Origin of the sequence: Cyanobium sp. CH-040 (assembly GCF_024346135.1) — a bacterium.
Lineage (GTDB): Bacteria > Cyanobacteriota > Cyanobacteriia > PCC-6307 > Cyanobiaceae > NIES-981.
The window spans coordinates 43049-67504 of record NZ_JAGQCJ010000011.1; the positions used below are offsets into that span (position 1 = coordinate 43049).

Consider the following 24456-nt stretch of genomic DNA (forward strand, 5'->3'; position numbering starts at 1 on the left):
AGCTCGATGCAACCATGCTGTGACGGCTGGCGCTGCCCGCCCCTGGGTACACCAGGCGAGGCAGAGCCGACACCATCCCCCGGGGGAACGCCATGCAGATCGCCAGCCTGTTCCCGATTCCGGTGGGCAGCTTTCAGCTCGGTCGACCACTGACCACAGCCGAGCTGGCGTGCGTCAACGGCCTGCCGACCAGGGCCAATGAGGGCAATAAGACCAGTCGGAATTCCAGGGTTCTTGACGAACCTGACCTGAACGCCGTCAAGAACTTCATTGAAGCGTCTTTACAGAGTTTCCTGGGCCACGTATATAACCCCAGCAGCCCATGCGGGATACGCATTACTCAGAGCTGGTGCAATTATGCCGAACGTGGAGGCTTCCATCTGCGACACTCACATGCCAACAGCTTTCTGTCGGGCGTCTTCTATTTCATGGCCGATCCTGAGCGAGACTCGATTCGATTTTTCCGCCACGACCACCAGGCCTACAAGTTTCCACCCAAACAGTGGAATCACTGGATTGCCGAGTCCTGCTGGTTTGCCGTAAGCCCCGGGGACCTGCTGATCTTTCCCTCATCCCTTGCCCACAGGGTGGATCCGATTCCGGATGAACGGATGCGCCTCAGCCTGGCATTCAACACCTTTCCCACTGGAGAACTGGGCGACGAGGGTGATCTCACGCTGCTGCGCCTGGGAGAGCCCTGAACCGGACATCCAGCAGTACAAAGCCGGCTGCTCAGTCAGCACTGCGGGGATGCTGACGAAACCACTTGGTGATGATGTACTTGACGCCGCGCACGACTTTCAGCGAGCCGTGCAGAGTATAGGGATTGCCACGACCATCGGCGTGGAGATTATTCCAGGCAAGGGCCACGCCAGGCAGCGGCTCAAAGCGTCGGCCCAGCCGATGAAAGATCGTCTGCCCACCCTCCTCAACAGCATTGAGATAGATCATCACGGTCCATGTACGCTGGCCCAGAGGTATCAGCTGGTCACGGGCCACGGGATCGTCGGGCGAAAACCAGTCGGTATGGCCTCCATAGGACTGGCCAGGTTCGTAACGCTGACCCTGAAGAGGGTCAGAGTAAATCGGATCGATGCCGATCAGTTCAGCACAACGTCTGTCGATCCTGGCAGCCAGATCCGGTTCCCAGTAGGCCAGATAGCAGGTCTGACTGGTGCGGTGATCGGAAATCCCCTTGGCAGTCTTGGAACGTTCGAGATTGCGATCAATTGCCTCGATCAGCTCCCGGCATTCGCGGCGACTCAACATCCCTGGAATCTCGTAGATCTGAGCCAGGGGTGTATCGAGACGCCAGGCCCTCGGCCGGTGCTCCGGCCGGGTCAGAGGCGGCGCCATCATGGCCTGGAAGAGGAAATCCGAGTCCAGGGGTGCTGCGGTCATCACCCTTTCAGCTTCTGGCTGAGGATCTGGTTGGCCAGCTTGGGATCGGCCTTGCCACCGGTCTTCTTCATCAACTGGCCCACGAAGAAGCCCTGGAGCTTGGTCTTGCCGCCCCGGAAGGCCTCCACCTCCTCGGGATGGGCCGCCAGCAGCTCCTCCACGATCGCCGTGATCGCGGCGGGATCGCTGATCATGCCCAGGCCGCGCTCCTCCACGATCGCCTTGGGCGAGCCCCCCTGCTCCAGCAGCCCGGGCAGGATCTCCTTGGCGATCTTGCCGCTGATCACCCCGCCCTCGATCATCCCCACCATCTCCGCCAGCTGCTCGGGCCGGAAGGGCAGCTGGGCGTAGGAGAGCCGGTTGGCGTTCACGTGGGCGGCGATGTCGCCGGTGATCCAGTTGGCCGCCGCCTTCGGATCGGCGCCGGCAGCCACCACGGCCTCGAAGTAGTCGGCCATTGGCCGCTCGTCGGTGAGCACGCGGGCGTCGTACTGGGAGAGGCCCAGCTGCTCGGCGTAGCGGTGACGCTTGGCAGCCGGCAGCTCCGGCAGCTCGGCGCGCCAGCTCTCCCGGCGCTCGGCACTCACCTCGATCGGGCCGAGATCGGGCTCGGGGAAATAGCGGTAATCGCTGCTGCCCTCCTTGGAGCGCATGCTCTTGGTGAGCTGCTTGCCCTCATCCCAGAGGCGCGTCTCCTGCACCACCGGCTCACCGGACTCGTAGGCCTTGATCTGGCGCTGGATCTCGTAGTCGCAGGCCTTCTGGATGGCGGAGAAGGAGTTCATGTTCTTGATCTCCACCTTCGTGCCGAAGGGGGCATCGGGGCCACGCCGCACCGAGATGTTGACGTCACAGCGCAGCGATCCCTCCTGCATGTTGCCGTCGCTCACCCCCAGATAGCGCATGATCCGGCGGATCTCCGAGGCATACTCGGCGGCCTCGCGGCCGGTGCGCAGATCGGGCTTGCTGACGATCTCCGCCAGGGCCACGCCAGCGCGGTTGTAGTCCACCAGCGAGTGGGTGGAGCCGGCCAGGCGGTCGCTGCCGGCGTGCACGAGCTTGCCGGCATCTTCCTCCATGTGCAGGCGCTCGATGCCGATCTTCTTGACATAGGTGTCCTTACCCTTTTCCGCCACCTCCACTTCGATCCAGCCGTCTTCGGCGATCGGCTCGTCGTACTGGGAGATCTGGTAGTTCTTGGGCAGGTCAGGATAGAAATACTGCTTGCGGTCGAACTTGCTGTGTTCGGCGATTCTGAGGTTGAGGGCCAGCGCGGCCTTCACCGCATACTCCAGCACCGTCTGATTGAGCACCGGCAGGGTGCCCGGCAACCCGCACACCACCGGATCGATGTGGGTGTTGGGGTCGTCGCCGAAGGCGGTGGAGGCGCAGGTGAAGATCTTGCTGGCGGTGCCCAGCTGCACGTGGGTCTCCAGGCCGATCACGGCCTCCCAGTCCCCTTGCTGCGCCACCTGCCCTGCCATGCCCGTTCCCGGTCGCTCCGCCCGATCCTATGGACAGGGGGGCCGGTCAGGCCCGATCCGGATCGCCGCTGCTGGACTGCGATGCTCTGCGCTGCATGGAATCGAGATAGGCGTCGAGTTCGGCCGCGCTGGCGAACACCGAGCCCACATCCACGGCAGCCACGATGTCGAACACCTTCTGCACGGCCGGCTGGGTGTCCACGAACAGGGTGCGGCCCTGCCGCTCCCGCATCGTCTTCTGCGCGGCAAAGAGCGAGCGCAGTCCCATGCTGCTGATGTAGGCCAGCCGGGCGAGATTGAACACCAGCAGGTCGAACGGCTCCAGCCAGAGCGGCAGCAGCTGCTGATCCAGCTGCGCTGCCGACTCGTTGTCAAGACGGCCTTCGAGGCTCACCGTGCGAACGGCCTGGTTCTGGCCGTTCCCAGGCTTGCCGATGGCGACGGAGAGAGCCATGACAGCAGCGCCGGTGTGATCCGGAGGCACGTGCCCGCCAAGCCTAGAGTGGATGCTCGGCGCCGGCCTCCGGCTGCGCCGGCCGCTGAGGCCCGGGGGCTGCCGGCGAGCGCTTGCGGAGGGTGAGGACGTTGCGGCCGTCGCGATAGGCATAGGCCATTTCATCGGTCAGGCTGCGCAACAGATGCACCCCCAGGCCTCCCGCTCTGCGCACCTCCAGAGGAGCGCTCAGGTCCGGCGGGGGAGCCGCGCAGGGATCGAAGGGCCGGCCGCGGTCCTCCACCCGCAGTTCCACACCGTCGCCATGGAACCGGCCATCGATGCGGATGGACTCCGCCGCCTGAGGGGGCGATCCGTGCTGGACGATGTTCATGAGCACCTCCTCGGCCAGCAGCCGCCATTCGCCCCGATCCTCATCGCTCACCCCCTCGGAGCCGAGCCAGGCCTCGAGCGCATGGAGGGCACCGGGGATCTCGTCCGGGTGCCCGGTCAGTCGCAGCGTGAAGCCCATGGCCGCCCTTGCATTGGGACCTTGACGTGCCGGCCGGTCGCACGGGTCACTTGGGGTGGATGCTATGAGCCCTGGGTCGCCAGCCTGCCGTTGACCCCGGGCTGAGAACGGTGCGCCTTGCCGGCGCATGGCCCTTGCTGCCGCATGGCCCATCCCGCCATCGAGGCTCGCAGACGGCACAGTGACAGGGGGCTTGGCAGTGGACGTGGCAGGGGATGTGGCAGGGGACGTGAAAGTGGACGCGATGGCCGGGGACACGATCCTCATCCTCGGCGGTGGACTGATGGGCCTGGCCATCGCTCACCGCCTGGCCCGCCGCCGACGGGCCGTGACGGTGCTGAGCCGGGACCGCCGGGAAGCGGCGGGCTTCGTGGCCGCCGGCATGCTGGCGCCCCACGCCGAAGGCCTCAGCGGCGCGTTGCTGGCCCTGGGGGAAGCCAGCCTGGCGCGGATCCCGGCCTGGGTGGAGCAGGTGGAAGCCGACAGCGGTCTCCGCTGCGGACTGCGCCCCTGCGGCATCGTCGTTCCCTTCACCGACGTCGCCGAAGCCCAGGCCTATCCCACCGCCAGCCATGGCGCGCTGCTGGACCGCAGCGCCCTGGAGCGCGAGGTGCCCGGCATCGGACCGGCCTGGCGGGCGGGGCTGCTGTTCGAGCAGGACGGCCAGATCGACAACCGCCGCCGGCTGATGCGGGCCCTGGAACGCGCCTGCGTGGGCCTCGGGGTGGGCTTCGGGGAAGGGAGCGAGGTGGAGGCGCTGCAGCGGGACGGCTCCGGTGCCCTGGCGGGTGTCGCCCTGCGCCGGGCCGACGGCGCCCGGATCACCCTGCCCTGCCGGCAGGCGGTGCTGGCCTGCGGGGCCTGGAGCGCCCGGCTTCTGCCCGCGCTGCCGGTGTTCCCGGTGAAGGGCCAGATGCTGTCGCTGCAGGGGCCACGCCAGGCCCTGCGGCGGGTGGTGTTCGGCCCGGGCACCTATCTGGTGGGCCGCGAGGATGGACTGCTGGTGGTGGGGGCCACCAGCGAACCGGAGGCCGGCTTCGCGGCCGGCCTCACGCCCGGCGGCCAGCGGCAGCTGGAGGAGGGCATCGCCGCCCTGCTGCCGGAGGCGTCCCGCTGGCCGCCGATGGAACGCTGGTGGGGCTTCCGCCCCTGCACGCCGGATGAGGGGCCCCTGCTGGGTCCGGGACCGATTCCCGGGCTGCTGCTGGCCACCGGCCATCACCGCAACGGCGTGCTGCTGGCAGCCCTCACCGCCGAGCTGGTGGCGGCCCAGGCGCTCGATGAGGCGCTGCCGGCTGCAGACGACGAGCTGCTGCGTGCGTTCCGCTGGGATCGCTTCGCCGCTCCGCTCAGAACAGGCGGGGGATGAAACCGGGCAACGGATAGCCCCCGGGGAGGCGGCTGCCGCCGGGGACGCTGGGAATGCGCACGCCCGGAACATTCGCGCGGATGTAGGTATCGAGGGCGCCCATCGCCGGCAGAGGCAGCCGGAATCCCTCGAACAGGGGGCCGTTGAGGATGCTGGTGTAGTCGCCGGCAGCCAGCTGCAGCAGGGTGATCACGACCCCCTCAGGCGACAGCTGCAGGCGCTGGCCCGCCGCCACCGTCACCGGGCTCGCCTGCGGGTCCGGCTCCCCATCCTGCAGCGGCGTGACCTCCACCGTCCCCTCCAGCACCGAGAGCTCCGCTGCCCCCTGCTCGTCCACCTCCAGCACGTAGTTCGTGCCGCGCACGCTCATCCGCGCCGAGCGGGTACAGCCCGCCTGGGGGCCTGAAACGAGGATCTGGCCCCGGTCGAGCTGGAAGCAAGCGGCGCCCAGCTGCAGGCGGGACAGGCGATTGATGCGGCCCACCGCACCGTTCTGAAACTGCAGCTGGCCGCGGCTGTTGCGGGTGCTGATCGCCTGGGGAGCCGCCGCGCGCTGCTTGACGCGCGCCTGCTGCTGATCGATGTAGAGCTCCTTGCCGTCGAGGATCTCCTGGACCACGGCGCTCGTGGCCGGGGCGGGGGCTGGCGCGGCCTGCGCCGGCTGGGCGCCGATCCAGGCGGCTGAACCCAGCGCGAGCGTGAGGGGAATGGCGCCATACCGGCAGGCGGAACGGCGAGCCGACTGGACGGCTGGTCCATGGCTGCGCGCCGCGGAGGGCCTAGGACGACGCCTCAGGAGCGCCAGGGCCAGGTTGCGGAAGGCCAGGTCGGGGATGGGAAGGTCGTGGCAGGCCATAGACCGTGACGTCACCCACGCCCTTCAGCGGCCAGCATCCCATGGATTCGAGGGGCAGGGTGCCCGCCACGAGCTCGGCGGTGGTCTGATCGCAGAGCAGGGCCGCATCCGGGAACTGGCGGGTGAGGCTCTCCAGGCGGGCCGCCAGATTCACGGTTTCGCCGATCACGGTGAATTCCATGCGCCGGGGGCTGCCGATCTGGCCGGCCACCACCGTGCCGCTGGCCAGGCCCACACCATTGGCGATGGGCTCCTCGCCGCTCGCCTGCCAGCGGTCATTGAGACGCTGCAGGGCCTCCCCCATCGCCAGGGCACAGCGCACGGCAGCAACCGCCTCGTCGTGCAGGCCGCGGCTCAGCGGCGAGCCGAAGACGGCCACCACACAATCGCCGATGAATTTGTCGATCGTGCCGCCGTGGGCCGTGATCACCTCCACCATCTCGGCGAGGTAGGTGTTCAGCTGGGCCACCAGGGCACCGGTCTGCCCCGCCGCCGAGCGACGCATGGTCATGGTGGTGAAACCCTTGATGTCGCAGAACAGCACGGTGACCGTCAGCGGCTTGCCCCGCAGGATCGTCTCCGCCTCCTCCGGTGTGGCCAGGATCTCCGCGACCACGCTCGGGGCCACATAGCGCTCGAAGGTGCGGCGCAGCCGGCGGCGCTCCCGGCCCTCCAGGCGATAGGCATCCACCCCGTGCACCGCCGCCAGGGCCACCAGGGCGGTGACGGGCGGCAGCAGCGGCAACCAGCGATGCGTCCAGCGCAGTGCCCCCCAGGCCACCAGCACCTGCAACGCCAGCAATGCCGTCAGCAGCCCGGCCCGCCTGCCGGCCTGGCTGCTCTGCCGCTGCAGCACCAGGGCCGCGAGCGCCACCGGTGCCATCGCCAGCGCGGCGCGACCCCAGGGGTTGGCCGGCCACGGCGCCAGACCATCGCCGGCCAGCGAATTGGCCGTGGCCGTGGCCAGGGTCTCCAGGCCTGAAAGGGGCCCGAAGGGTGTGGGCAGCCCCACGCCCCCCTGGGCCACCACCGGCCCCACCAGCACCACCGCACCAGCGACGCGCGGGCGCAGCGGGTGACGCCCCCACCGGGATGGGTCCAGCACTTCCCAGGCGGAGATCCGCGCAAAACGGGGCTCGGCCCCGTAGACATTGAGTTCGCGCCGGCGATCGGGCTGGCGGCTGGCCAGCCCGGCCTGGGCGAGCACGGTGGTGCTGAGGGCCGGGAACGGCTCCAGCTGCTGGGCGGGCAACAGCACGGACCCGAAGAACTCCGGATGGCGCAGGGGTTCCCCGCCGCCCGGCGGGAGGATGTTGGCCAGGCCGAGTCCCGGATGGTCCACCACAGACCCGGGCTGGGCCAGGGCGGCGGAGAAGGACTCGGGGAGCACGAGGGCCAGGCCGGTGCCGGCCTGGGAGTCCTGGGTCTCGGTGACTTCGGCGGCCAGGGCCACATGGCCGCGATGGCGGTGCAGAGCCGCCCTCAGGGCCGCGTCATCGGCGGCGCCACGGCCACTGGCTCCCTCGAAGACCACGTTGATCGCCACGGCCCGGGCGCCGGCGGCCCGCAGCCGCTCGATCAGCTCGGCGTAGCGGGCCCGGGGCCAGGGGAGGGTGCTGGTTCCGGCGGCCCAGGGAGGCGGTTCGGGTTCTGCGGCGAACCAGGCTCCCTGTTGCAGGCTGGCATCGTCGATGGCCACCAGCACCACGTTGGCTGGAACGGGCCGGCCCCCCCGCAGGCGCAGAAGCTCGGCCTCCACGATCCGCTCCCAGCCCCGCCAGAGGCGCGGCGGCCAGCCCGCCAGCAACCCGGCGACGGCCACGAACCCCACCGAGATCAGGGGCAAGCGCGCCTGTCGCGACAGCGTTCGCGCCGTCGGGAGAGGCATCAGCGCATCCCCCGCAGGCCGTACACCGCCACCGGTTCCGGCCAGCCCTTGAGGCGGTGTTCTCCCAGCGGTTCCACATCGAGCTGGCCGGGCAGTGCCGCGAGGACGGCCCCGCTGATCAGCACGGGAAACTGCGGAAACTGACGGGTGAGTCCCTCCAGCCGGCTGGCCAGGTTCACACTGGCGCCGATCACGGTGTACTCCAGACGCTGGCTGGAGCCCAGATTGCCAGCGATCACCTCACCCAGATGGATGCCGATGCCCTGGTGCAGGCTGGGCAGCCCCTGGGCCGCCAGGTCGGCATTGAGGCGCGCCAGGCTGGCCTGCATCGCCAGGGCGGCCCGCACGGCCGCTCTCGCCTCCTCCGCGTCTCCACGGCTGCGGGGAACGCCGAACTCAGCCATCAGGGCATCGCCGATGAACTTGTCGAGCAGCCCGTTCTCGGCGATCACGGCCGAGGCGATCGTCTCGAAGTAGCGGTTCAGCAGCGCGAACAGCTCCGCCGGCTCCAGCTGGGCACTGAGGGGCGTGAAATCAACGAGATCGGTGAACAGCACGGCACAACGGGCCCGGGAGCCACCCAGCTGGGTGCCCAGCGGGCCAGGCTCCCGCAGGATGTCGGCCAGCAGTGCCGGCGACACACGGCAGGCCAGCACCTGGTGAAGGTAGGTGCGCTCCCGGTTCTCCAGCCGCCACTGGCCGAGGGCGCGGCCGCCCCCGCCGAGCAGGGGTGCCGCCACCAGGGCAGACACCGGCAGCCACCAGCCTGCCAACCAGGCCAGGGCAGCGGCCGCGAGAGCGGCGACAGCCAGGAGCACTGCCGTTGTGGCCGTGCCGGCCGCCAGCGCCGGCCGCCCCAGCAGGGCCAGCCCCAGGCCGCCCCAGCCCAGCAGCACCACCACCGTCGCCAGGCCAGGCAGGGACCGGAAACCCCGGTCCTGCAGCACCGTGGCCAGGGCCGCCGCCTGCAGCTCGACGCTGCTGAGCGGGCCGTAAGGGGAGGGACGCCGATCGGAGAGCCGCGATGGGGTGCGGCCGAGCAGCACGATCCGATCCCGCCAGAAGCCTGGGGGCTGCTGTTGCACCTGCCAGGCCGGCACCACCGCCACCGAGCCGGCCGGACCGATGAAGTCGAGCCCCAGGGGAGACAGGGGGGGTTGGCGCGCCGCCGCTGCGAAGGCCAGGGCGGGGGGATGGGGCGGGGGAAACTCGGCCAGGGCCTGGCGCTGCCAGCGGCGGCCGGGGAGCGCCTCGATCGCCCCTGTGGCCCCCTCCAGCAGAGCGTCATGGCCCAACCCGCCCAGGGAATACACCGGCCTGCGCAGCCGCACCAGGTCCACTCCCGTGGCGGGATCCGTCTCCGCTCCATAGCCAGCCACCAGCACCACCCGATCCCGCCACGGGGTCAGTCGCTGCAGGAACGCCCGGTCGTCCGCGGCACCGAAATGGCTGGGATGGGGGTAGAGCAGGGTGAAGACCACCTGCCGTGCCCCCTGGTCCAGCACCGCGGCGGCCAGGTCGGCCTGGAGCTGCCGCGGCCAGGGCCAAGGCCCCATCCTTCGCCAGAGCGGCGAGGCAGCGATCTCCTCGGGCGTGAGGCGGTCCGCCAGGGCCACCGAATCCTGATCCACATCGAGGATGACCAGTTCGGGGGGAGGACGTCGCGGCCCCCGCAGACGAAACATCACGGACGAAAACATCCCGTCGCCCGCTTCCAGCCAGGGTGCACCCACCAGGGCGGCCAGCAGCAGCACCCTCCAGCCCTGCCGCAGCGGTGTGGCGCTGACCATCAGCGGCTGAAACCCAGCTCCTTCTCGATCACCGGCAGGGTCTCCATCGGTGCCGCAAAGCCATTCAGGAGGATGCTGCGAGCCCTGCGGCTGTCGAGTTCCGCGCGGCTGAGGCGGCGGGGGGGCTGCCAGCCGGGCTGTTCGCCGTCGGCGGTGGGGGAGGAGAGATAGCTGAGCTGTTCGCCGCTGTTCAGGGTCACCTGCTGGCCGGCATCCGTGCTCACCTGCACAGCCCCCTCCCAGCTGAACACCCGCACCTCCGTGTCGGTGGCTTCGATGAACACGGTCGTGCCCACGATCGACGCTGTGGCCACCCGGGTCCTCACCCGCAGGGGCGTGCCGCCCTTCCGGCCCGGATTCACCCAGGCGATGATCTGGCCGCGCTGGAGGTCCAGGGTGCTGCCGGCCAGTCGCAGGACGGCATCGCCACCGAGGCGGAAGCTGCGCCCATCCGGGAGCTGTACCTGCAGACGGCCCGGTGTTGCGGTGCGCAGCACGGTCTCACCCAGCAGCCCCTGTCCGGTCCGGGCTGGGGTCTCAACCCGGCCGGGAAGCTTCACGAACGCCGGGCGGGTGGGCACATCCACCACCTTGGGTGGCCGCACCTGCGCCGATGCTCCCGCGCCCACGGCAAGCGCAAGGGTGACGCAGACCACACTTCCGCTCAACAACGGCAGGGCCGCGACCCGGGGAAGAGACAACAAGGCTGAAGACGCCGAAGACGGCACCAGCCTGGCGAGTCAGCCCTCGCTGCGCCAGACCTGATCGGCAGGGGTCCAGTCGCTCAGCTCGGCGGGCTGGAACCACAGGCCGATCTCGAATTCGGCGGTCTCGGGGGCGTCGGAACCGTGGATCACGTTGCGGCCGATGTTCACGGCCAGGTCGCCACGGATCGTGCCGGGCTCTGCCTCCAGGGGCTTGGTGGCGCCGATCAGCTTGCGGGCGCTGGCGATCACGCCGTCGCCCTCCCACACCATCGCCACCACCGGGCCGGAGGTGATGAACTCCACCAGGCCGGCGAAGAAGGGGCGCTCACGGTGCACGCCGTAGTGGCTCTCGGCCAGCTCGCGGCTGGGGGTGAGCTGCTTGAGGCCCACCAGCTTGAAGCCCTTGCGCTCGAAGCGCCCCAGGATCTCGCCCACCAGGCCGCGCTGAACGCCATCGGGCTTGATGGCGATGAAGGTGCGTTCGGCGGCCATGGATGCGCGGTCGGGAGTCCAGCCCATGGTCCGCGTCAGCAGGCCCCCTTGGCAAGCAAGCCCGACCCGGCCGGTGCTGGCCGGATGGTCACGGTCTCTCCGGCAGCGGCTGCTCGGGATGCGGCCCCTCTCCATGCCCCAGGCTGCCGTGCTGCCTAGATTCCAGCGGCCGGTTCCTCCTTTCGTCCGCGGCCGATGGTGCTTGCCGATCCGCGCCGCTCCGAGACCGGCGTCCACCCCAGTGCCTCGAGCTGGACCGCCAGCGACGGCGCCGCCCTCTACGGACTGGATCGCTGGGGTGACCCTTACTTCTCCGTGAATGCGCGGGGCCACGTGATGGTGCAGCCCCGCGGCGACCGCGGCGGCTCCCTGGATCTGGTGGAGCTGGTGGAGCAGCTGCAGGGGCGCGACCTCAGCCTGCCGCTGCTGATCCGCTTCGACGACATCCTCGAGGACCGGCTGGAGCGCCTTCATGGCGCCTTCGAACGGGCCATCGCCCAGTACGGCTACCCCGGCCGTTACCAGGGCGTGTTCCCGGTGAAGTGCAACCAGCAGCGCCACGTGGTGGAGCAGCTGGTGGAGAGCGGCCGCCGCTGGCACTTCGGTCTGGAGGCGGGCAGCAAGGCCGAGCTGCTGATCGCCCTCTCGCTGCTGGATGACCCCGACGCCCTGCTGATCTGCAACGGCTACAAGGACCGGCGCTTCATCGAGACGGCCATCCTGGCCCGCCAGCTGGGCCGCCAGCCGGTGGTGGTGATCGAGCAGGCCGACGAGGTGCCGCGGATCATCGCCGCCAGCCATGAGCTCGGCGCCGCTCCCCTGATCGGCATCCGCGCCAAGCTCGCCACCCGCAGCACGGGCCGCTGGGGCAGCTCGGTGGGGGAGCGGGCCAAGTTCGGCCTGTCGGTGCCGCAGCTGCTGAGCTGTGTGGAGGCCCTGCGCCAGGCCGGCCTGCTGGGCGACCTGCGCCTGCTGCACTTCCACATCGGCAGCCAGATCAACGACATCGCCGTGCTCAAGGACGCCCTGCAGGAGGCCGGGCGGATCTACGTGGAGCTCACCCGGCTGGGGGCGCCGATGGGGTACCTCGACGTGGGCGGCGGCCTGGGCATCGACTACGACGGCAGCCGCACCGCCAGCGCCGCCTCCAAGAACTACTCACTGCAGAACTACGCCAACGACGTGGTGGCCACGGTGCGCGAGTGCTGCGAGCCCCACGGCGTCACCCCGCCCACCCTGGTGAGCGAGAGCGGCCGGGCGCTGGCCAGCCACTTCTCCGTGCTGGTGTTCAACGTGCTCGGGGCCGCGTCCCTGGCGGGGCAGGTGCCCGAGGCCGCCGGGGAGGAGGCGCTGATCCTGCGCAACCTGCGCGAAACCCTCCATGCCATCGAGACCTGGCCGGCAGCGGCCGGCGAGGGTGGCGCCGATGCGGGGGGCGGCGCCGGCGCTCTCGAGCCTCTGCAGGAGGCCTGGAACGACGCGCTCAAGTTCCGCGATGACGCCCTGGCGGCCTTCCGGCTGGGCTATCTGAGCCTGCCGGAGCGGGGCAAGGCGGAGCAGCTCTCCTGGGCCTGCTGCCGGGCGATCGCCCGTCACCTGGCGGCAATGCCGGCCGGCACCGCGGTGCCGGAGGAGCTGCGCACGCTCCCGGCCGTGCTGGCCGGCACCTACTACGCCAACCTCTCGGTGTTCCGCTCCGCTCCCGACACCTGGGCGATCGACCAGCTGTTTCCGGTGCTGCCCCTGCAGCGCCTCGACGAGCGGCCCACACGGCTCGGCAGCTTCGCCGACCTCACCTGCGACTCCGACGGCAAGCTGGCCCGCTTCATCGACCGGGGCCAGGTGAAACCCCTGCTGGAACTCCACGCGCTGCGGCCGGGAGAGCCCTACTGGATGGGGCTGTTTCTGGCCGGCGCCTACCAGGAGGTGATGGGCAACCTGCACAACCTCTTCGGCAGCACCAATGCGGTGCACATCCGCCTGGCCGCCGGAGGCGGCTACCAGGTGGACCATGTGGTGCGCGGGGACACCAACGCCGAGGTGCTGGAGGCGATGGAACACGACCCCGCGCTGCTGCTGGAGCGGCTGCGGGTGGCCAGCGAGACGGCCATCGCCAGTGGCCGCCTGGGCATCGGCGACGCCAGACGGCTGATGGCCCATCTCAGGTCCAGCCTGGAGCAGACGACCTACCTGGAAGAAGGCTGAAGAGGCCGCGAGCGGCGGATCGCCTCACACTCCCCGGAGCAGGCCGGAGCTGCCGAGCCAGCCGTTGGCAAGAATCAGGACGACCCAGAGGGCCTTGCAGCAGATGTGCAGCATCTGATCGAGGCCGAGGCTGTACCGGTGACGACATTTTCCATGGTCGATCAGCATGTGCAGCAGCCACTCACCCAGCCCCAGCCATGCCACACCGGTGATCACCGCGACCAGAAAACCATGAATGGCCGCATGGGACGTGAGCCACCACTGCCAGGGCAGGGTGTGGGCCTTGCCGCGGCACTTCTCCACGGCCATGCGATCACTCTGGAGGCCGAAGTCGCCGACGAAATGACCCATCACCAGCAGCGCGAACACCTGAAGCCCAGCCAGGACATCAGCGCTGGGGTCGGACATCACGCGACGGTGGAATCTGGGTATTTTGCCCCCCCCGCAAGCGCCTGTCTGCAGCAACTGCAGCGGACAGCTCAACGCACACAGAAGCGCGCCATCAGTTCAAGGCGATCCACCGGATCGGGCAGTTCGGCCGGATCGAACGGCGGCGCCGCCGCTGCGTCCAGGGCTGCCCGGGCCAGGGGAACGGGCCTGAAGCCCGACTGAATCTGCACCTGCAGGGGCACAGGCGCCCCCCCCAGACCCATGGCCTGCACCATCTCCCGGGCCTGGGCCAGGGCATCCTGATAGGCGGCCCGCAGCAGCTGCCGCCTCACCGCCGGATCGGCGCTGGCATCCGCCTGCGGCGTCACCGGTGCCAGGCGCACCCCCGGCAGCCCCCCCACCTCCCGCACGAGGGACTGGAGGCGGGCCGGGGCCACCACCCCGCTCACCCGCAGGCTGGCGCTGGTTAGGGCGGGACGGCCGCGCTGCGCCGGCCTGGTGTACGTCGCCGGGGAGGTGACCTCCAGGTCCTGCACCGCAAGGCGCTGGAGGGTGGAGCGCACCGCGGCGAGCCGCTGCTGCAGGGCACCGAGGGCCTCGTCCGCCGTGCCGGCCTCCGCCTCCAGGCCGAGGCTGAAGCCGAGCCGCTGGATATCGCGTTTCAGTTCGGCACTGCCCTGAGCTTCCAGGAGGGTGCCGTCGCAGCGCAGCTGCACCTGCTGGGCCAGCGCGGGGGAGAGCGGCGCAGCGCTGCCGAGCAGGGCGGTGAGGATGAACAGGGCGGAACGGAACGGCAGCCGCAGCAGCGAAGAAACCATGGACCGAAGCGTCAACCGGGGTCACGCACCGATCTACCACCGTTTCGGCGGATCCAATTAGCGTTCCGCCGGACCATGCGCTGCCGCAGGTTCACCCGCCACCCCCAGATCCGTTCGCCGTCCGGATGTCCCTCCCGCAGGTGTGGCTCACCGCCGTCGTTCTCATCACCCTGCTGCTGCCCCTGCAGCACCTGGCCCGCCGCCTGACACTGCCGGACCTGCCCGTACGGCTGGCGGCGGCGGCCCTGCTGGCCTGGGCCCTGGTGTCATCCCTGCCGCAGGGGTTGCCCCCGGACCCCTACCGCCCCTGGGTCCTGATCGCCGACAAGCTGCTGTTCAGCTACCTCGGGATCCGGCTGCTGATCTGGCTCGTCCTGGAACTGCCTCCGGCCCTGGGCTGGCAGCGGCCTCCTCCTCAGATCCTCGTGCAGCTGCTGATGCTCGCCGGATCCTCGCTGGCGACGGTGATCGTGCTGCGGGAACTGGCCCGCTTCGATGTCGTGGGGCTGGTGACCACCTCGGCGGTGCTCACGGCCGTGCTGGGCCTGGCGGCGCAGGAACCGCTCAAGGACCTCCTGGCAGGCCTGGAACTCCAGTTCGATGACGTCTTCAAGGTGGGGGACTTCATCCAGGTGGGTGACCACCACCTGGGGATGGTGGTGTCGGTGGACTGGCACGACACCTGTCTGCGGGATGTGTCGGGCTCACTGGTGGTGATTCCCAACACCATGGTCACCGAGGCGGTGGTGAAGAACTTCTGCCGCTTCGGCAGCATGGGCAACCGCTTCACCATCGGCCTCGACTACGCCCTGCCTCCGGCCCAGGCCCGATCCCTGATCCTCGATGTGCTGCGACGGAACAGCCGTGTGCTGTCCACTCCGGCTCCGGCGGTGCGGGCGGAGAGCTTCGGCGAGAGCGCGATCAGCTACGAGATCCTGGTGTTCCAGCGTCCCGGAAACCTCTCTGATCTGCTCGAGCTGCGCAGCGAACTGCTCGGCCAGATCTGGTATGCGCTGGAACGCAACGGCCAGAGCGTGCCGTACCCGGTGCGGGAGCTCAGGCCCAGGCGGACACCACTGGATTCCAACCATCCCACTCGCCTGGAGACGGGAGAGCGCATGGCCCTGCTCAGGCACAACCCCCTCTTCGGTGCCCTCAGTGAGGAGGAACTCACCAGCCTGGCCCATCAGGCCCGGTGCCTGCGCTTTTCACCCGGCGAAGCGGTGGTTCGGGAGGGCGACCCCGGCCAGTCGCTGTATCAGCTGGTGAGCGGAAGGGTGGAGGTGCGCAAGCAGCAGAAGGGGGGAGAGGTGCTGTCCGTGGCGCAGCTGAACCCCGGCGACATCTTCGGCGAGATGTCCCTGCTCAGCGGCAGCCCCCGAAGCGCCAGCGTTCAGGCCATCGATGAATGCGTGCTCCTGAAGGTCGCCCAGGACGACATCGCCCCCCTGCTGCAGGGCAACCCGGGGCTGATGGATGAGCTGGCCCGCCTGGTGACGGCGCGCCGGCATCAACTGGACGATCTCAGCACCGAGTCGGTGCAGGCCCAGGAGAACCAGCTGCTGCGGCGCATGCAGCAGATCTTCAGCACGGTGATCTGGTGACCCCTCATCCAGGAGTCATTCGCAGTTGGCGATCGACTCCTGGATGCGCTCGGCGACGCCCTCAGGAAGCTGGAGCTTGTCGTCGGTGAACCGGTTCAGGGCTGCCAGCAGCTGGCTGCGGCTCATCACCGCCTGGCGCTGAAACTCGCCGTCGCTGCTGAACTGCGCCACCTCACAGCCGCAGATGTAGGTGGTGCGGCCACTGGGGTCCCCGTCGGTGATCTCCACCGACCTCCGGGGCAGGGGAGCCTTCGGAGCCGAGCCACTGCCCGCGTCGGCCGCAGGCTGGCGTGGCCTCTGCTCCTCGAAGCCTCCCGGGTCTCCCACATGGGCCACCCCCTCCAAGGTGATCACGTTGTAGGAATCCAGATCGCGCTGGACGATCGTGGTCGTGCCCATCACCCCCAGCACCTTGGTGCCGAGGCAGGTTCGCTGCGGACCACTCATCAGCACCGCACCGCGATCAAGGCGCAGGCACTGGCTGCCGACGTTGAGCACGCTGGAGCGGCCCAGGAAACCCACCGTGCGCCCGTCGAAGAGCAGCTCGGCCCGGCTGCGGCCGGTGCGCAGCTGCTGACCGGAGCGGGCGGTGTCGTTGACCTTGGCGGTGCGCCCGTTGATGAACACCTCCTTGCCGTCGATCAGGCGGACAACCCGGGCGGACTGGATGACCGACGCCTGGGCGATCGCTGCCGGCGCCAGGGCGGCAGCAGCGGCTGCGGCCAAGGCCAAGGTTGCTGCAGAGCGACCAGCCAGAGCCAGGGCGCTGGATGACTTCAGAACGAAATGCATTGCCATGGAAGGGCAGACAGCCAGTGTCCCGCTGCTGATCCTAGGCAGAAGGGGACACAAGGGCAGCGTCATCATCTCGCGTGGCCATATCCCCATCCCGACAACCGTTCACAGCGAACAGTTCCTGCATTCCCTGGCCACGGATCTCATACTCACCGAGAGACTGAATGATCCATTCGGGCCTGGCTTGCCGGGCCACAGCATCGTTCACGACCACATCGCCGTCAACACTCTTGGCCACAGCTTCGAGCCGGCTGGCCATGTTCACCGTATCTCCGATGATGGTGTAGTCCATCCGGCTGGCACAACCGATGTTGCCGCTGATCACCGGACCTGCCGACAGCACAATCACCTGCTGCCAGGGTTCGCGGCCCTCATCGATCCAGCGCTGATTGAGCTCCGCCACCTCAGACTTGATATCCATCACAGCTTCGAGGGCGGCCTGAACTTCTTCTGCGGGGCCCCGTGTCAGAGGCACCCCGAACACCGCAAGGACAGCGTCACCCATGTATTTGTCGATAGTGGCTCCGTGCCGCTGGAGAACCGACACGACCACCGCGAAGTATTCGTTCAACTGGGCCACCAACTCGGTGGCCAGCCCCTCCCGGTTCATGCGGCTCGTGGCCTGGGTGAAGCCCCGGACATCGCAGAGAAACACGACCACATCGGACATCCGGCCGCCGAGAAGTTCATCAGCCTCCTCGGGCTGACTGGCGATCTGCGCCGCCACCGCTGGAGAGAGATAGCGCTCGAGCATGCGGCGCAGCCGAAGTCTGCTGAGCTGCAGACGCACGGTGGCGTCCCCAGCACTCACCAGACCGGTGGCGAGCGTGACCCCCGAGAGGCCCAGCAGCACAATGCCCATGCCCTGTGCACTGAGCAGAATCAGAGCCAGCAGTGCCATGCTGCCGGCCATGAGTGCCAGCGCACCCAGCCTCACCTGGGGTCGCTCCCAACGCACCGAAAGCAGGCCGAGCATCAGGATCCCCACGCCAAGCACCGGGGCCCATAACCCGGAGGTGTAGGGCACGAACAGGGCTCGCCCCTCGAGGCGGTTGGCGATCTCAGCAGCATGAATCTCCACGCCGGGCATCCCCTCGGCACCAGCGAAAGCCGTCCGGTGGATGTCCTGAAGCACGCTGGCGGTAGGTCCGATCACCACCACCTGGCCTCTGAGGTCACCGCTCTCAAGCAGACGCTGGTAGCTGGCTGTCTCCAGCAGATCCCAGACGGGAATTGTAGGAATCGTCCGGGCTGGTCCATAGGGGTCGACCAGCGGTCGCCAGGAAGCGGCCAGCCGCGGAGGAGGCAGCTCCTGCAAGCCGCCCTTCTCAATCAGGCGATCTGCCAGACCTGGCGGCACGTCGAGGAGACCACTCCGCTGCAACTGGCTGGCGTAGGTAGTGGGCCGCAGTCGGATGTAACCGTCGGAGTCCTGAAGCCCGTTGAGGAGCCCTGCGGACTCAGCACCGGCGGCATCTGCGAGCAGCGGAAGGGGTGTGCTCAGGGTGAGTCCTCCAACCCGGCCGCGGCTCTCCAGCACCTGGGCTCCAAGCACAAGCTTTCCGCGATACCGGCTGAGCGCCTGGGCGAAGGCGGCATCGTCCTCGAAACCATGGCTGCTGGGGCCGCTGAAGAGAAGGTCGAAGGCCACAGCCTTGACACCGGCCGCAAAGAGTCGGTCGAGAATCCGGCTATAGATCGCCCTGGGCCATGGCCAGCTCACCAGCCGACGCAGCTCAGGATCCTCACTGAGGTCGGCATTGGCCCCCTGAGTCAGGCTGTAGTCGTCAATACCGACGATCACAATGCCTCCTGGAGGCCTCCGGGGTCCCCGCAGCTCCTGTGTTCGCGTGGCGGCCATCAGTTGCCACTGGTCATAGGCATCCGAGAACAAACCAAAACCAAGGGCGCAGGCTGAGGCCCAGACCACGAACACCCCATGGCGACGAAGAAACCGGCCAAGACTCGGCATGATGAGGAACGGCTCAGCTGAATGGGAATCGTGGACAGGAAGCTGCGCAGGACTGCGGCAACTAAGGAAAGGATACCGAGGTTCGCAACAGCCAGCCTGGCAACACCCAACGAGGCAACAGTTTCGCGGTCAGCCGACGTGCTGACGACGCACTGATGCAATGGTTACTGATGCGATCACGCACTGGAAACAACGGTCATCAAGTCATGGTCAATGCCACCAGAGCGAACCGAGATTCATGGGCGATGCCTGATCCAAGGGCTGCCCCGAGATGATGCAGAGCCAATACGTCTAGCGAAGTAATCGCCGGACAAGATTGACACAGTGACTGGGCAGCCAAGACAGCAAGCCAGCCGCTGACAAGGCCACCTGAATTCAGGCTTGAGCAATCAGAATGACACAGACGCATATCGAGGAACATCGCTGATCGCCGAAACAGTGATATTGCGTCGAGATCACAGGAGAGATAGCAGGAAACTGGGCTCGAGAGACTGAAGTCAAAGACAATGAAGCAGCAGAAGGGTATCAGTCGCAGGCAAGATAAGCTGGCAGCCCTACTACTGACAGCCGAAAGACCCACGAACGAGTAAAGACCCCTAAACGAAGGAGCTCACGTGTCAGCCCATGACAAGAAGGATCTCATGCCAGAGCGAGCTGAATATGAACAGGGCGGCGCAGCTGGCAGAGGCGCGAAAGTCAGGGCCAAGGCAACAGAGAGGCAGAGGAATTCAGATGCAAGCTCAAGGCAGACAGGACAGAGACAATTCAGACAATGATTGGCGCAGCCGATCAAGATAATCATGAGCAAAGCTGAGACTCCGAGCAAGATCCACAGGCCAATGACTATGAGACAGAAGGGTCGCATGACGAAGGGAAATGCAGGACCGCAGCAGCTGATCAGCTGGGTACTAGCCGTGGCGAGCAGACTGTGACTAGAGAGAATGCTCAGAACGCCATGGAGTCGCTATGGCTACACGCGCGCTGAGGCAAGTCTTTGGTCAAGGATCTTGCCGAACAACTCATCAAACAAGATGGAGCCAATGGCAGAATCGACGCTGTCAGACTCAGAACTTCATCAAGGCAAGAACGAGCCAACAGGCTCCACAAAGTATCGGCCGATACAGCAGTGACCCAATCAAGTTGCAAAGGAATGTAACAAAGAGGGAGGTTTGCATTAAGGAACTGCGAAACACACGAGAAAGCAATAGCATGCGGTAGCTTGCGTTTGAGTCAGCATGCATGGCTGAAGCCGATGGAACAGACAAACAAGCGGAATCAGAAAGCAGAATCAGAGCTAGTCACGAGAATCACAAGCCAAAAGATTACTGGTTCCCATGACTTGAACAGGGCAGCCAAAAACATCAGTGACCACTGAACAGCAGTCATTCGCACAAGCCACCTTCACCAATGAACGCACTCGACTTCACCTTTTCGGATCTAATTTCCGGATATGTCACAAATTACGATCCAGCTCGATTAATCGTCAGCGTCAAAACCTCGGATGGACGCAGCTACGAGGGTAAAATAACCGGTAATACCTACGCAAAACAGACCAATAACTTGAATGAAGGATGGATTGATTGCGGCAGCGAACTGAACAGGCTGCTGGTGCCAGGGCAAATGGTTTTTCTATACGGGACATTCTTCCCAGAAGAAACAACCAGCTTTGAGATTAACTATATCGTTTTTGCAAGTGAAGGGAGAGAAGCATACCGCTACACTGAAAAGGGATGGTGGGTGCAGCAGATTGCTTGCATTGGACAAAGCTACCTCAAGTGGCAGTTTGGCTATCCCGAGTCAGAAATTGACTACAATAACTACAGAACACTAATCAATCTGACGGGGGCAAAGTCTCAGGGCGATTACCTTCAGGAAACAGATACAATTTCAAGAATGGTATATGGCATGGCATCTGCCTATATGCTGACAGGTAAAGATGAGTTCCTGGAGGCAGCAGAGAAGGGCACGAACTATTTGCGTGACAAAATGAGATTTGTCGACACTGATACCGGAATGATTTACTGGTATCACGGATTAAAGGTCGGCATCGATCAACAGGAGCAGAAGCTGCTTGTCTCAGAGTTTGGAGACGATTACGACTGCATTCCGGCCTATGAACAGATCTATGCGCTTGCGGGCCCAGTGCAGACTTATCGAATCACCGGAGATCCGCGCATTCTGGATGACGCCCAAAAAACAGTTGATTTGTTCAGTGAATTCTACAGAGACCATGAAAAAGGTGGCTACTACTCGCACATTCATGCTGTCACGCTGAGCGCCCACGAGGAGTCCTTGGGCCGAAATAAGGCAAAAAAGAACTGGAATTCAGTAGGCGATCATGCGCCTGCTTATTTAATTAATCTCTGGCTAGCAACTAAAGAGAATCGCTACTTGGAGATGCTTGAAGACACTTTTGATACCATTGCGAAGCATTTCCCCGACTACGAGGAAAGCCCGTTCGTTCAGGAAAAGTTTTATGACGACTGGTCTAAAGACCAGTCATGGGGATGGCAGCAGAATCGAGCTGTTGTAGGGCATAACTTAAAGATTGCATGGAACCTGATGCGATTCCAGGGTGCAGTCCCGAAAGAAAGCTACGTTAAACTAGCCGAAAAGATTGGAAACCTAATGCCAGACGTGGGCTACGACAAGCAAAGATTTGGGTGGTACGATGTTGTCGAGCGCGTGCTAGAAGCAGGCCAACGTTTTCATCGCTATGCTTGGCATGATCGAAAAGCATGGTGGCAACAGGAACAAGGCATTTTAGCCTATCTAATTCTACAGGGACATATACCCTCGAACAAAGAATACAGGAAGTATGCCGATGAGTCGGCTGCATTTTACAATGCTTTTTTCCTTGACCATAACGATGGGGGCGTGTATTTCAATGTCCTGGCGAATGGCGTGCCCTACCTTCTCGGTACTGAGCGCTTTAAGGGAAGTCACTCAATGAGTGCTTATCACTCGACGGAGTTGTGCTTCCTTGCCACAGTGTACATTGATTTGATGATAGAAAAACGCCCGTTGGATCTTTACTTCAAGCCATATCCAGATGGGTTCAAGGACCGGGTGCTACATGTATCGCCTGACATCCTTCCGGAAGGCCTAGTCAAAATAACCGGTTGCACTGTTGATGGCGAGCCGTATTCAGATTTCAACGCAGAAGGTCTGTGGGTCAAACTGCCTCCTGCGGATCGGCAATTGGCCGTAAAGGTCACCCTTACACCAAATTGATGATGGAACTCCAAGTTGAGACTTACTTGAAAGACCAATGGCAAGTTGTTAAGGTAAGTGGCGAAGTAGACTCAAAAACAGTTGGTGATCTGAGAGATTTTCTGGACCAAGAAGTCAAGGGTCAAACACCTATCGCCTTAGATCTCTCAGGTGTTTCCTTCATGTCAAGCGCGGGCCTGCGTACATTGCTAACTCTGTATCGACAGACAGAGGCTCATAAAGTGCCTCTAGCTCTAGTGGCGTTACAAAGACAAGTCGCTGACACAATGAAGGTCACAGGCTTTTTCAAATATTTTACAGTTTACGAATCAATTAGTGACCTACCACAGACAAGCCAGTAACGACAATGGACAGGATTGATGCACTGCCGACAGCTGAGATCAAGGGTCATCGAGTTAGACCAGGAAAACCCCTTCCCTTTGGAGTGTCTCATGTTCCAGGTGGACTAAATTTTTCTGTTTACACATCAGCTGGCACAGAGTGCACCTTAGTCTTATTTAGACGAGGTTCGGCCATTCCCTTCGCGGAGATCGATTATCCCTCAAGCTATCGGATAGGTGATGTTTTTTGCATGATCGTATTCGACCTTGATTACGAAGATCTTGAATACGGATTCAGAATAGATGGTCCATTCAATCCCCAAGCCGGACATCGGTTTGATCGGTCTGCCATTCTGATGGATCCCTACGCCCGGACAATTTCAGGTCGCGATATTTGGGGAATCAAGCCGGACTGGGATAACGAAGTCTACCATTACCGATCCAGAGTTTCTTTTGACGACTTTGATTGGGAGGGGGATCGGCCATTGGAGATACCTCCAGAAGATTTAGTTATCTACGAAACGCATGTTCGTGGCTTTACGCGCTCACCCAGCTCAGGGGTCGAACATCCCGGAACGTACGCTGGCTTAGCGGAGAAAATACCTTATTTAAAGCAGCTCGGCATCAACGCACTTGAGTTGATGCCAGTATTTGAGTTTGACGAATTTGAAAATAGTCGCATCCATCCCGATACGGGCGAGCAGCTTTATAACTACTGGGGCTACAGCACGCTGGGCTTCTTTGCCCCAAAAGCAGCCTTTGCAGCGACTGGGAAGTTTGGAATGCAAGTAGACGAATTCAAGCAACTCGTCAAAGAGCTGCATGCAAATGGAATTGAGATAATCCTTGATGTTGTCTTCAACCATACTGCAGAGGGCAATGAGAATGGTCCGACTCTGTGCTTTAAAGGGCTAGACAACAAGACCTATTACATGCTGACACCAGAGGGATACTATTTTAACTTCAGCGGAACAGGCAATACACTGAACTGCAATAATCCTGTTGTACGTTCACTCGTTCTCGATTGCTTGCGCTATTGGGTAGCTGAATATCATATTGACGGCTTCCGATTCGATCTGGCATCAATCTTAGGACGCGATCCCTGGGGATACCCACTTTCGAACCCGCCTTTGCTGGAGTCGCTAGCATTTGATCCCATCCTTTCCTCCTGCAAGCTCATAGCTGAGGCCTGGGATGCTGGAGGCCTGTACCAAGTTGGCAGCTTCCCTGCGTTTGGTCGCTGGGCAGAGTGGAATGGAAAATATCGAGACACAATGCGGCGATTCCTCAAAGGTGACTCAGACCAAGTCGGGGAAGTCGCACAGTGCGTCCAAGGTTCACCACATCTCTACCAAGCTAATGGGCGAGCACCAGCAACCTCCATTAACTTTTTTACTTGTCATGATGGATTCACGCTGGCAGATCTAGTGTCGTTTAACGACAAGCACAACTTAGCAAATGGAGAGGGGAATCGAGATGGCGGAGATGACAACCATAGTTGGAACTGTGGTGCCGAAGGATGGACCGAGGATCGCACTGTCCTAGACTTGCGCAAAAGGCAGATAATGAATGCATTTGCAATGTTGCTAACGTCTAGGGGCGTCCCTATGTTTGTAATGGGGGACGAGATGGGGCGATCACAAGGTGGAAATAATAATGCGTATTGCATTGATTCAGAGCTAACATGGCTCGACTGGGGGCTTGCCGAATCCAATCAGTTTCTCCATGACTTTGCAGCCAGTTTAATATCTTTTCGAATGCGTCATCCTTGCCTGCGCGTTAATAAATTTGATGCTCCAGAATGCCGGATTGGTTTGCCATCCTCAAGCTTTCATGGACAGCGACCCTGGTCACCTGACTGGTCCGAGGGATCTCGTCAACTGGCGTGGATGTTCACATGTGATCTAGAAGTCATGTCTAACGATGGAAGCGGACAGCACAGCGCTGATGTCGTGTATGTCATTGCAAATATGGCACATTACGCAAGCTGGTTTGAGTTGCCAAGTCTGCAAGATCCGCTAGAATGGAAAGTAGCCTTTAATACTGGAGTTCCTGAGCAACCAACTCATCAGCCACCAATTGCCATCAAAGACCGAGGAGTTCTTGCTGGGGAGAGGTCAGTGGTCATTCTCACTATCTAATCCCAAGGCGTACACTTTCCCTTAA

The 24456-nt window shown here is 64.2% G+C and carries 20 protein-coding genes; 7 read left to right on the forward strand and 13 right to left on the reverse strand.

The features are described from left to right. Positions 1 to 92 precede the first annotated feature (92 nt). Positions 93 to 701, forward strand: a complete 609-nt coding sequence (locus KBY90_RS10730; RefSeq protein WP_254968617.1) for a putative 2OG-Fe(II) oxygenase — start codon at positions 93 to 95, stop codon at positions 699 to 701. A 31-nt stretch (positions 702 to 732) separates the two neighbouring features. Here KBY90_RS10730 and KBY90_RS10735 read toward each other — a convergent pair whose 3' ends face one another. Genes KBY90_RS10735 through KBY90_RS10750 form a run of 4 tightly spaced genes read right to left on the reverse strand, consistent with a single transcriptional unit; the run spans position 733 to position 3850 of the window. Further along, the gene (locus KBY90_RS10735; protein WP_254968618.1) at positions 733 to 1401 is read right to left on the reverse strand and encodes a 2OG-Fe(II) oxygenase; all 669 of its coding nucleotides are present in this window, start codon (positions 1399 to 1401) and stop codon (positions 733 to 735) included. Beyond that, positions 1401 to 2885: an Asp-tRNA(Asn)/Glu-tRNA(Gln) amidotransferase subunit GatB gene (gene gatB, locus KBY90_RS10740; protein WP_254968619.1), complete on the reverse strand. Its 1485-nt coding sequence runs from the start codon at positions 2883 to 2885 to the stop codon at positions 1401 to 1403. The genes KBY90_RS10735 and gatB overlap by 1 nt, the downstream gene beginning before the upstream one ends. 46 nt (positions 2886 to 2931) lie before the next feature. Further along, positions 2932 to 3339 carry an STAS domain-containing protein gene (locus KBY90_RS10745; protein ID WP_254968620.1) on the reverse strand — a complete coding sequence of 136 codons (408 nt, stop codon included), beginning with the start codon at positions 3337 to 3339 and terminating at the stop codon, positions 2932 to 2934. 43 nt (positions 3340 to 3382) lie between these two features. Next, a complete protein-coding gene (locus KBY90_RS10750; RefSeq protein ID WP_254968621.1) occupies positions 3383 to 3850 on the reverse strand; it encodes an ATP-binding protein in 468 nt (155 codons plus the stop codon). Positions 3851 to 4094: 244 nt separating this feature from the next. On the opposite strand from KBY90_RS10750, the gene KBY90_RS10755 reads away from it, so the two are divergent. Then, complete coding sequence (locus tag KBY90_RS10755; protein ID WP_254968684.1) at positions 4095 to 5219, forward strand: FAD-dependent oxidoreductase; 1125 nt, start codon at positions 4095 to 4097, stop codon at positions 5217 to 5219. Here the strand turns inward: KBY90_RS10755 and KBY90_RS10760 are convergent. From KBY90_RS10760 to ndk, 5 genes are all read right to left on the reverse strand, one after another. Then, the gene (locus tag KBY90_RS10760) at positions 5200 to 6090 is read right to left on the reverse strand and encodes a FecR domain-containing protein (RefSeq protein WP_254968623.1); all 891 of its coding nucleotides are present in this window, start codon (positions 6088 to 6090) and stop codon (positions 5200 to 5202) included. The two genes, KBY90_RS10755 and KBY90_RS10760, sit on opposite strands and share 20 nt — an antisense overlap. Beyond that, positions 5999 to 7921: an adenylate/guanylate cyclase domain-containing protein gene (locus KBY90_RS10765; protein ID WP_254968624.1), complete on the reverse strand. Its 1923-nt coding sequence runs from the start codon at positions 7919 to 7921 to the stop codon at positions 5999 to 6001. Before KBY90_RS10765 ends, KBY90_RS10760 begins: the two co-directional genes overlap by 92 nt. Positions 7922 to 7962: 41 nt before the next feature. Then, complete coding sequence (locus KBY90_RS10770) at positions 7963 to 9753, reverse strand: adenylate/guanylate cyclase domain-containing protein (protein WP_254968625.1); 1791 nt, start codon at positions 9751 to 9753, stop codon at positions 7963 to 7965. Further along, positions 9753 to 10358 carry a FecR family protein gene (locus KBY90_RS10775; protein ID WP_254968626.1) on the reverse strand — a complete coding sequence of 202 codons (606 nt, stop codon included), beginning with the start codon at positions 10356 to 10358 and terminating at the stop codon, positions 9753 to 9755. Before KBY90_RS10775 ends, KBY90_RS10770 begins: the two co-directional genes overlap by 1 nt. 135 nt (positions 10359 to 10493) lie before the next feature. After that, complete coding sequence (gene ndk / locus KBY90_RS10780) at positions 10494 to 10952, reverse strand: nucleoside-diphosphate kinase (RefSeq protein WP_254968627.1); 459 nt, start codon at positions 10950 to 10952, stop codon at positions 10494 to 10496. Positions 10953 to 11147: 195 nt separating this feature from the next. Here ndk and speA point away from each other — a divergent pair, with 195 nt between their 5' ends. Beyond that, positions 11148 to 13157: a biosynthetic arginine decarboxylase gene (gene speA, locus KBY90_RS10785; RefSeq protein WP_254968628.1), complete on the forward strand. Its 2010-nt coding sequence runs from the start codon at positions 11148 to 11150 to the stop codon at positions 13155 to 13157. Between the two features lie 24 nt (positions 13158 to 13181). On the opposite strand, the gene KBY90_RS10790 is transcribed toward speA, so the two are convergent. Both KBY90_RS10790 and KBY90_RS10795 read right to left on the reverse strand, forming a co-directional pair. Then, a complete protein-coding gene (locus KBY90_RS10790) occupies positions 13182 to 13565 on the reverse strand; it encodes a DUF3307 domain-containing protein (RefSeq protein ID WP_254968629.1) in 384 nt (127 codons plus the stop codon). Positions 13566 to 13636: 71 nt separating this feature from the next. Further along, positions 13637 to 14365, reverse strand: coding sequence for an SIMPL domain-containing protein (locus KBY90_RS10795; protein WP_254968630.1), 729 nt, complete (start codon positions 14363 to 14365; stop codon positions 13637 to 13639). Positions 14366 to 14490: 125 nt separating this feature from the next. Here KBY90_RS10795 and KBY90_RS10800 point away from each other — a divergent pair, with 125 nt between their 5' ends. Then, complete coding sequence (locus KBY90_RS10800) at positions 14491 to 15969, forward strand: mechanosensitive ion channel family protein (protein WP_254968631.1); 1479 nt, start codon at positions 14491 to 14493, stop codon at positions 15967 to 15969. A 15-nt stretch (positions 15970 to 15984) separates the two neighbouring features. Here KBY90_RS10800 and KBY90_RS10805 read toward each other — a convergent pair whose 3' ends face one another. Beyond that, positions 15985 to 16695 carry a hypothetical protein gene (locus KBY90_RS10805; RefSeq protein WP_254968632.1) on the reverse strand — a complete coding sequence of 237 codons (711 nt, stop codon included), beginning with the start codon at positions 16693 to 16695 and terminating at the stop codon, positions 15985 to 15987. Between the two features lie 106 nt (positions 16696 to 16801). Beyond that, a complete protein-coding gene (locus KBY90_RS10810; protein WP_254968633.1) occupies positions 16802 to 18736 on the reverse strand; it encodes a CHASE2 domain-containing protein in 1935 nt (644 codons plus the stop codon). Positions 18737 to 20143: 1407 nt separating this feature from the next. Between KBY90_RS10810 and KBY90_RS10815 the strand changes: the two genes are divergently transcribed. Genes KBY90_RS10815 through glgX form a run of 3 tightly spaced genes read left to right on the forward strand, consistent with a single transcriptional unit; the run spans position 20144 to position 24431 of the window. Then, positions 20144 to 21970 (forward strand): AGE family epimerase/isomerase, encoded by a 1827-nt coding sequence (locus KBY90_RS10815; protein WP_254968634.1) that lies wholly within the window; start codon positions 20144 to 20146, stop codon positions 21968 to 21970. A gap of 2 nt (positions 21971 to 21972) precedes the next feature. Further along, positions 21973 to 22311 (forward strand): STAS domain-containing protein, encoded by a 339-nt coding sequence (locus tag KBY90_RS15180; protein ID WP_396122569.1) that lies wholly within the window; start codon positions 21973 to 21975, stop codon positions 22309 to 22311. Between the two features lie 5 nt (positions 22312 to 22316). Beyond that, positions 22317 to 24431, forward strand: coding sequence for a glycogen debranching protein GlgX (gene glgX, locus KBY90_RS10820; RefSeq protein WP_254968635.1), 2115 nt, complete (start codon positions 22317 to 22319; stop codon positions 24429 to 24431). Positions 24432 to 24456 lie beyond the last annotated feature (25 nt).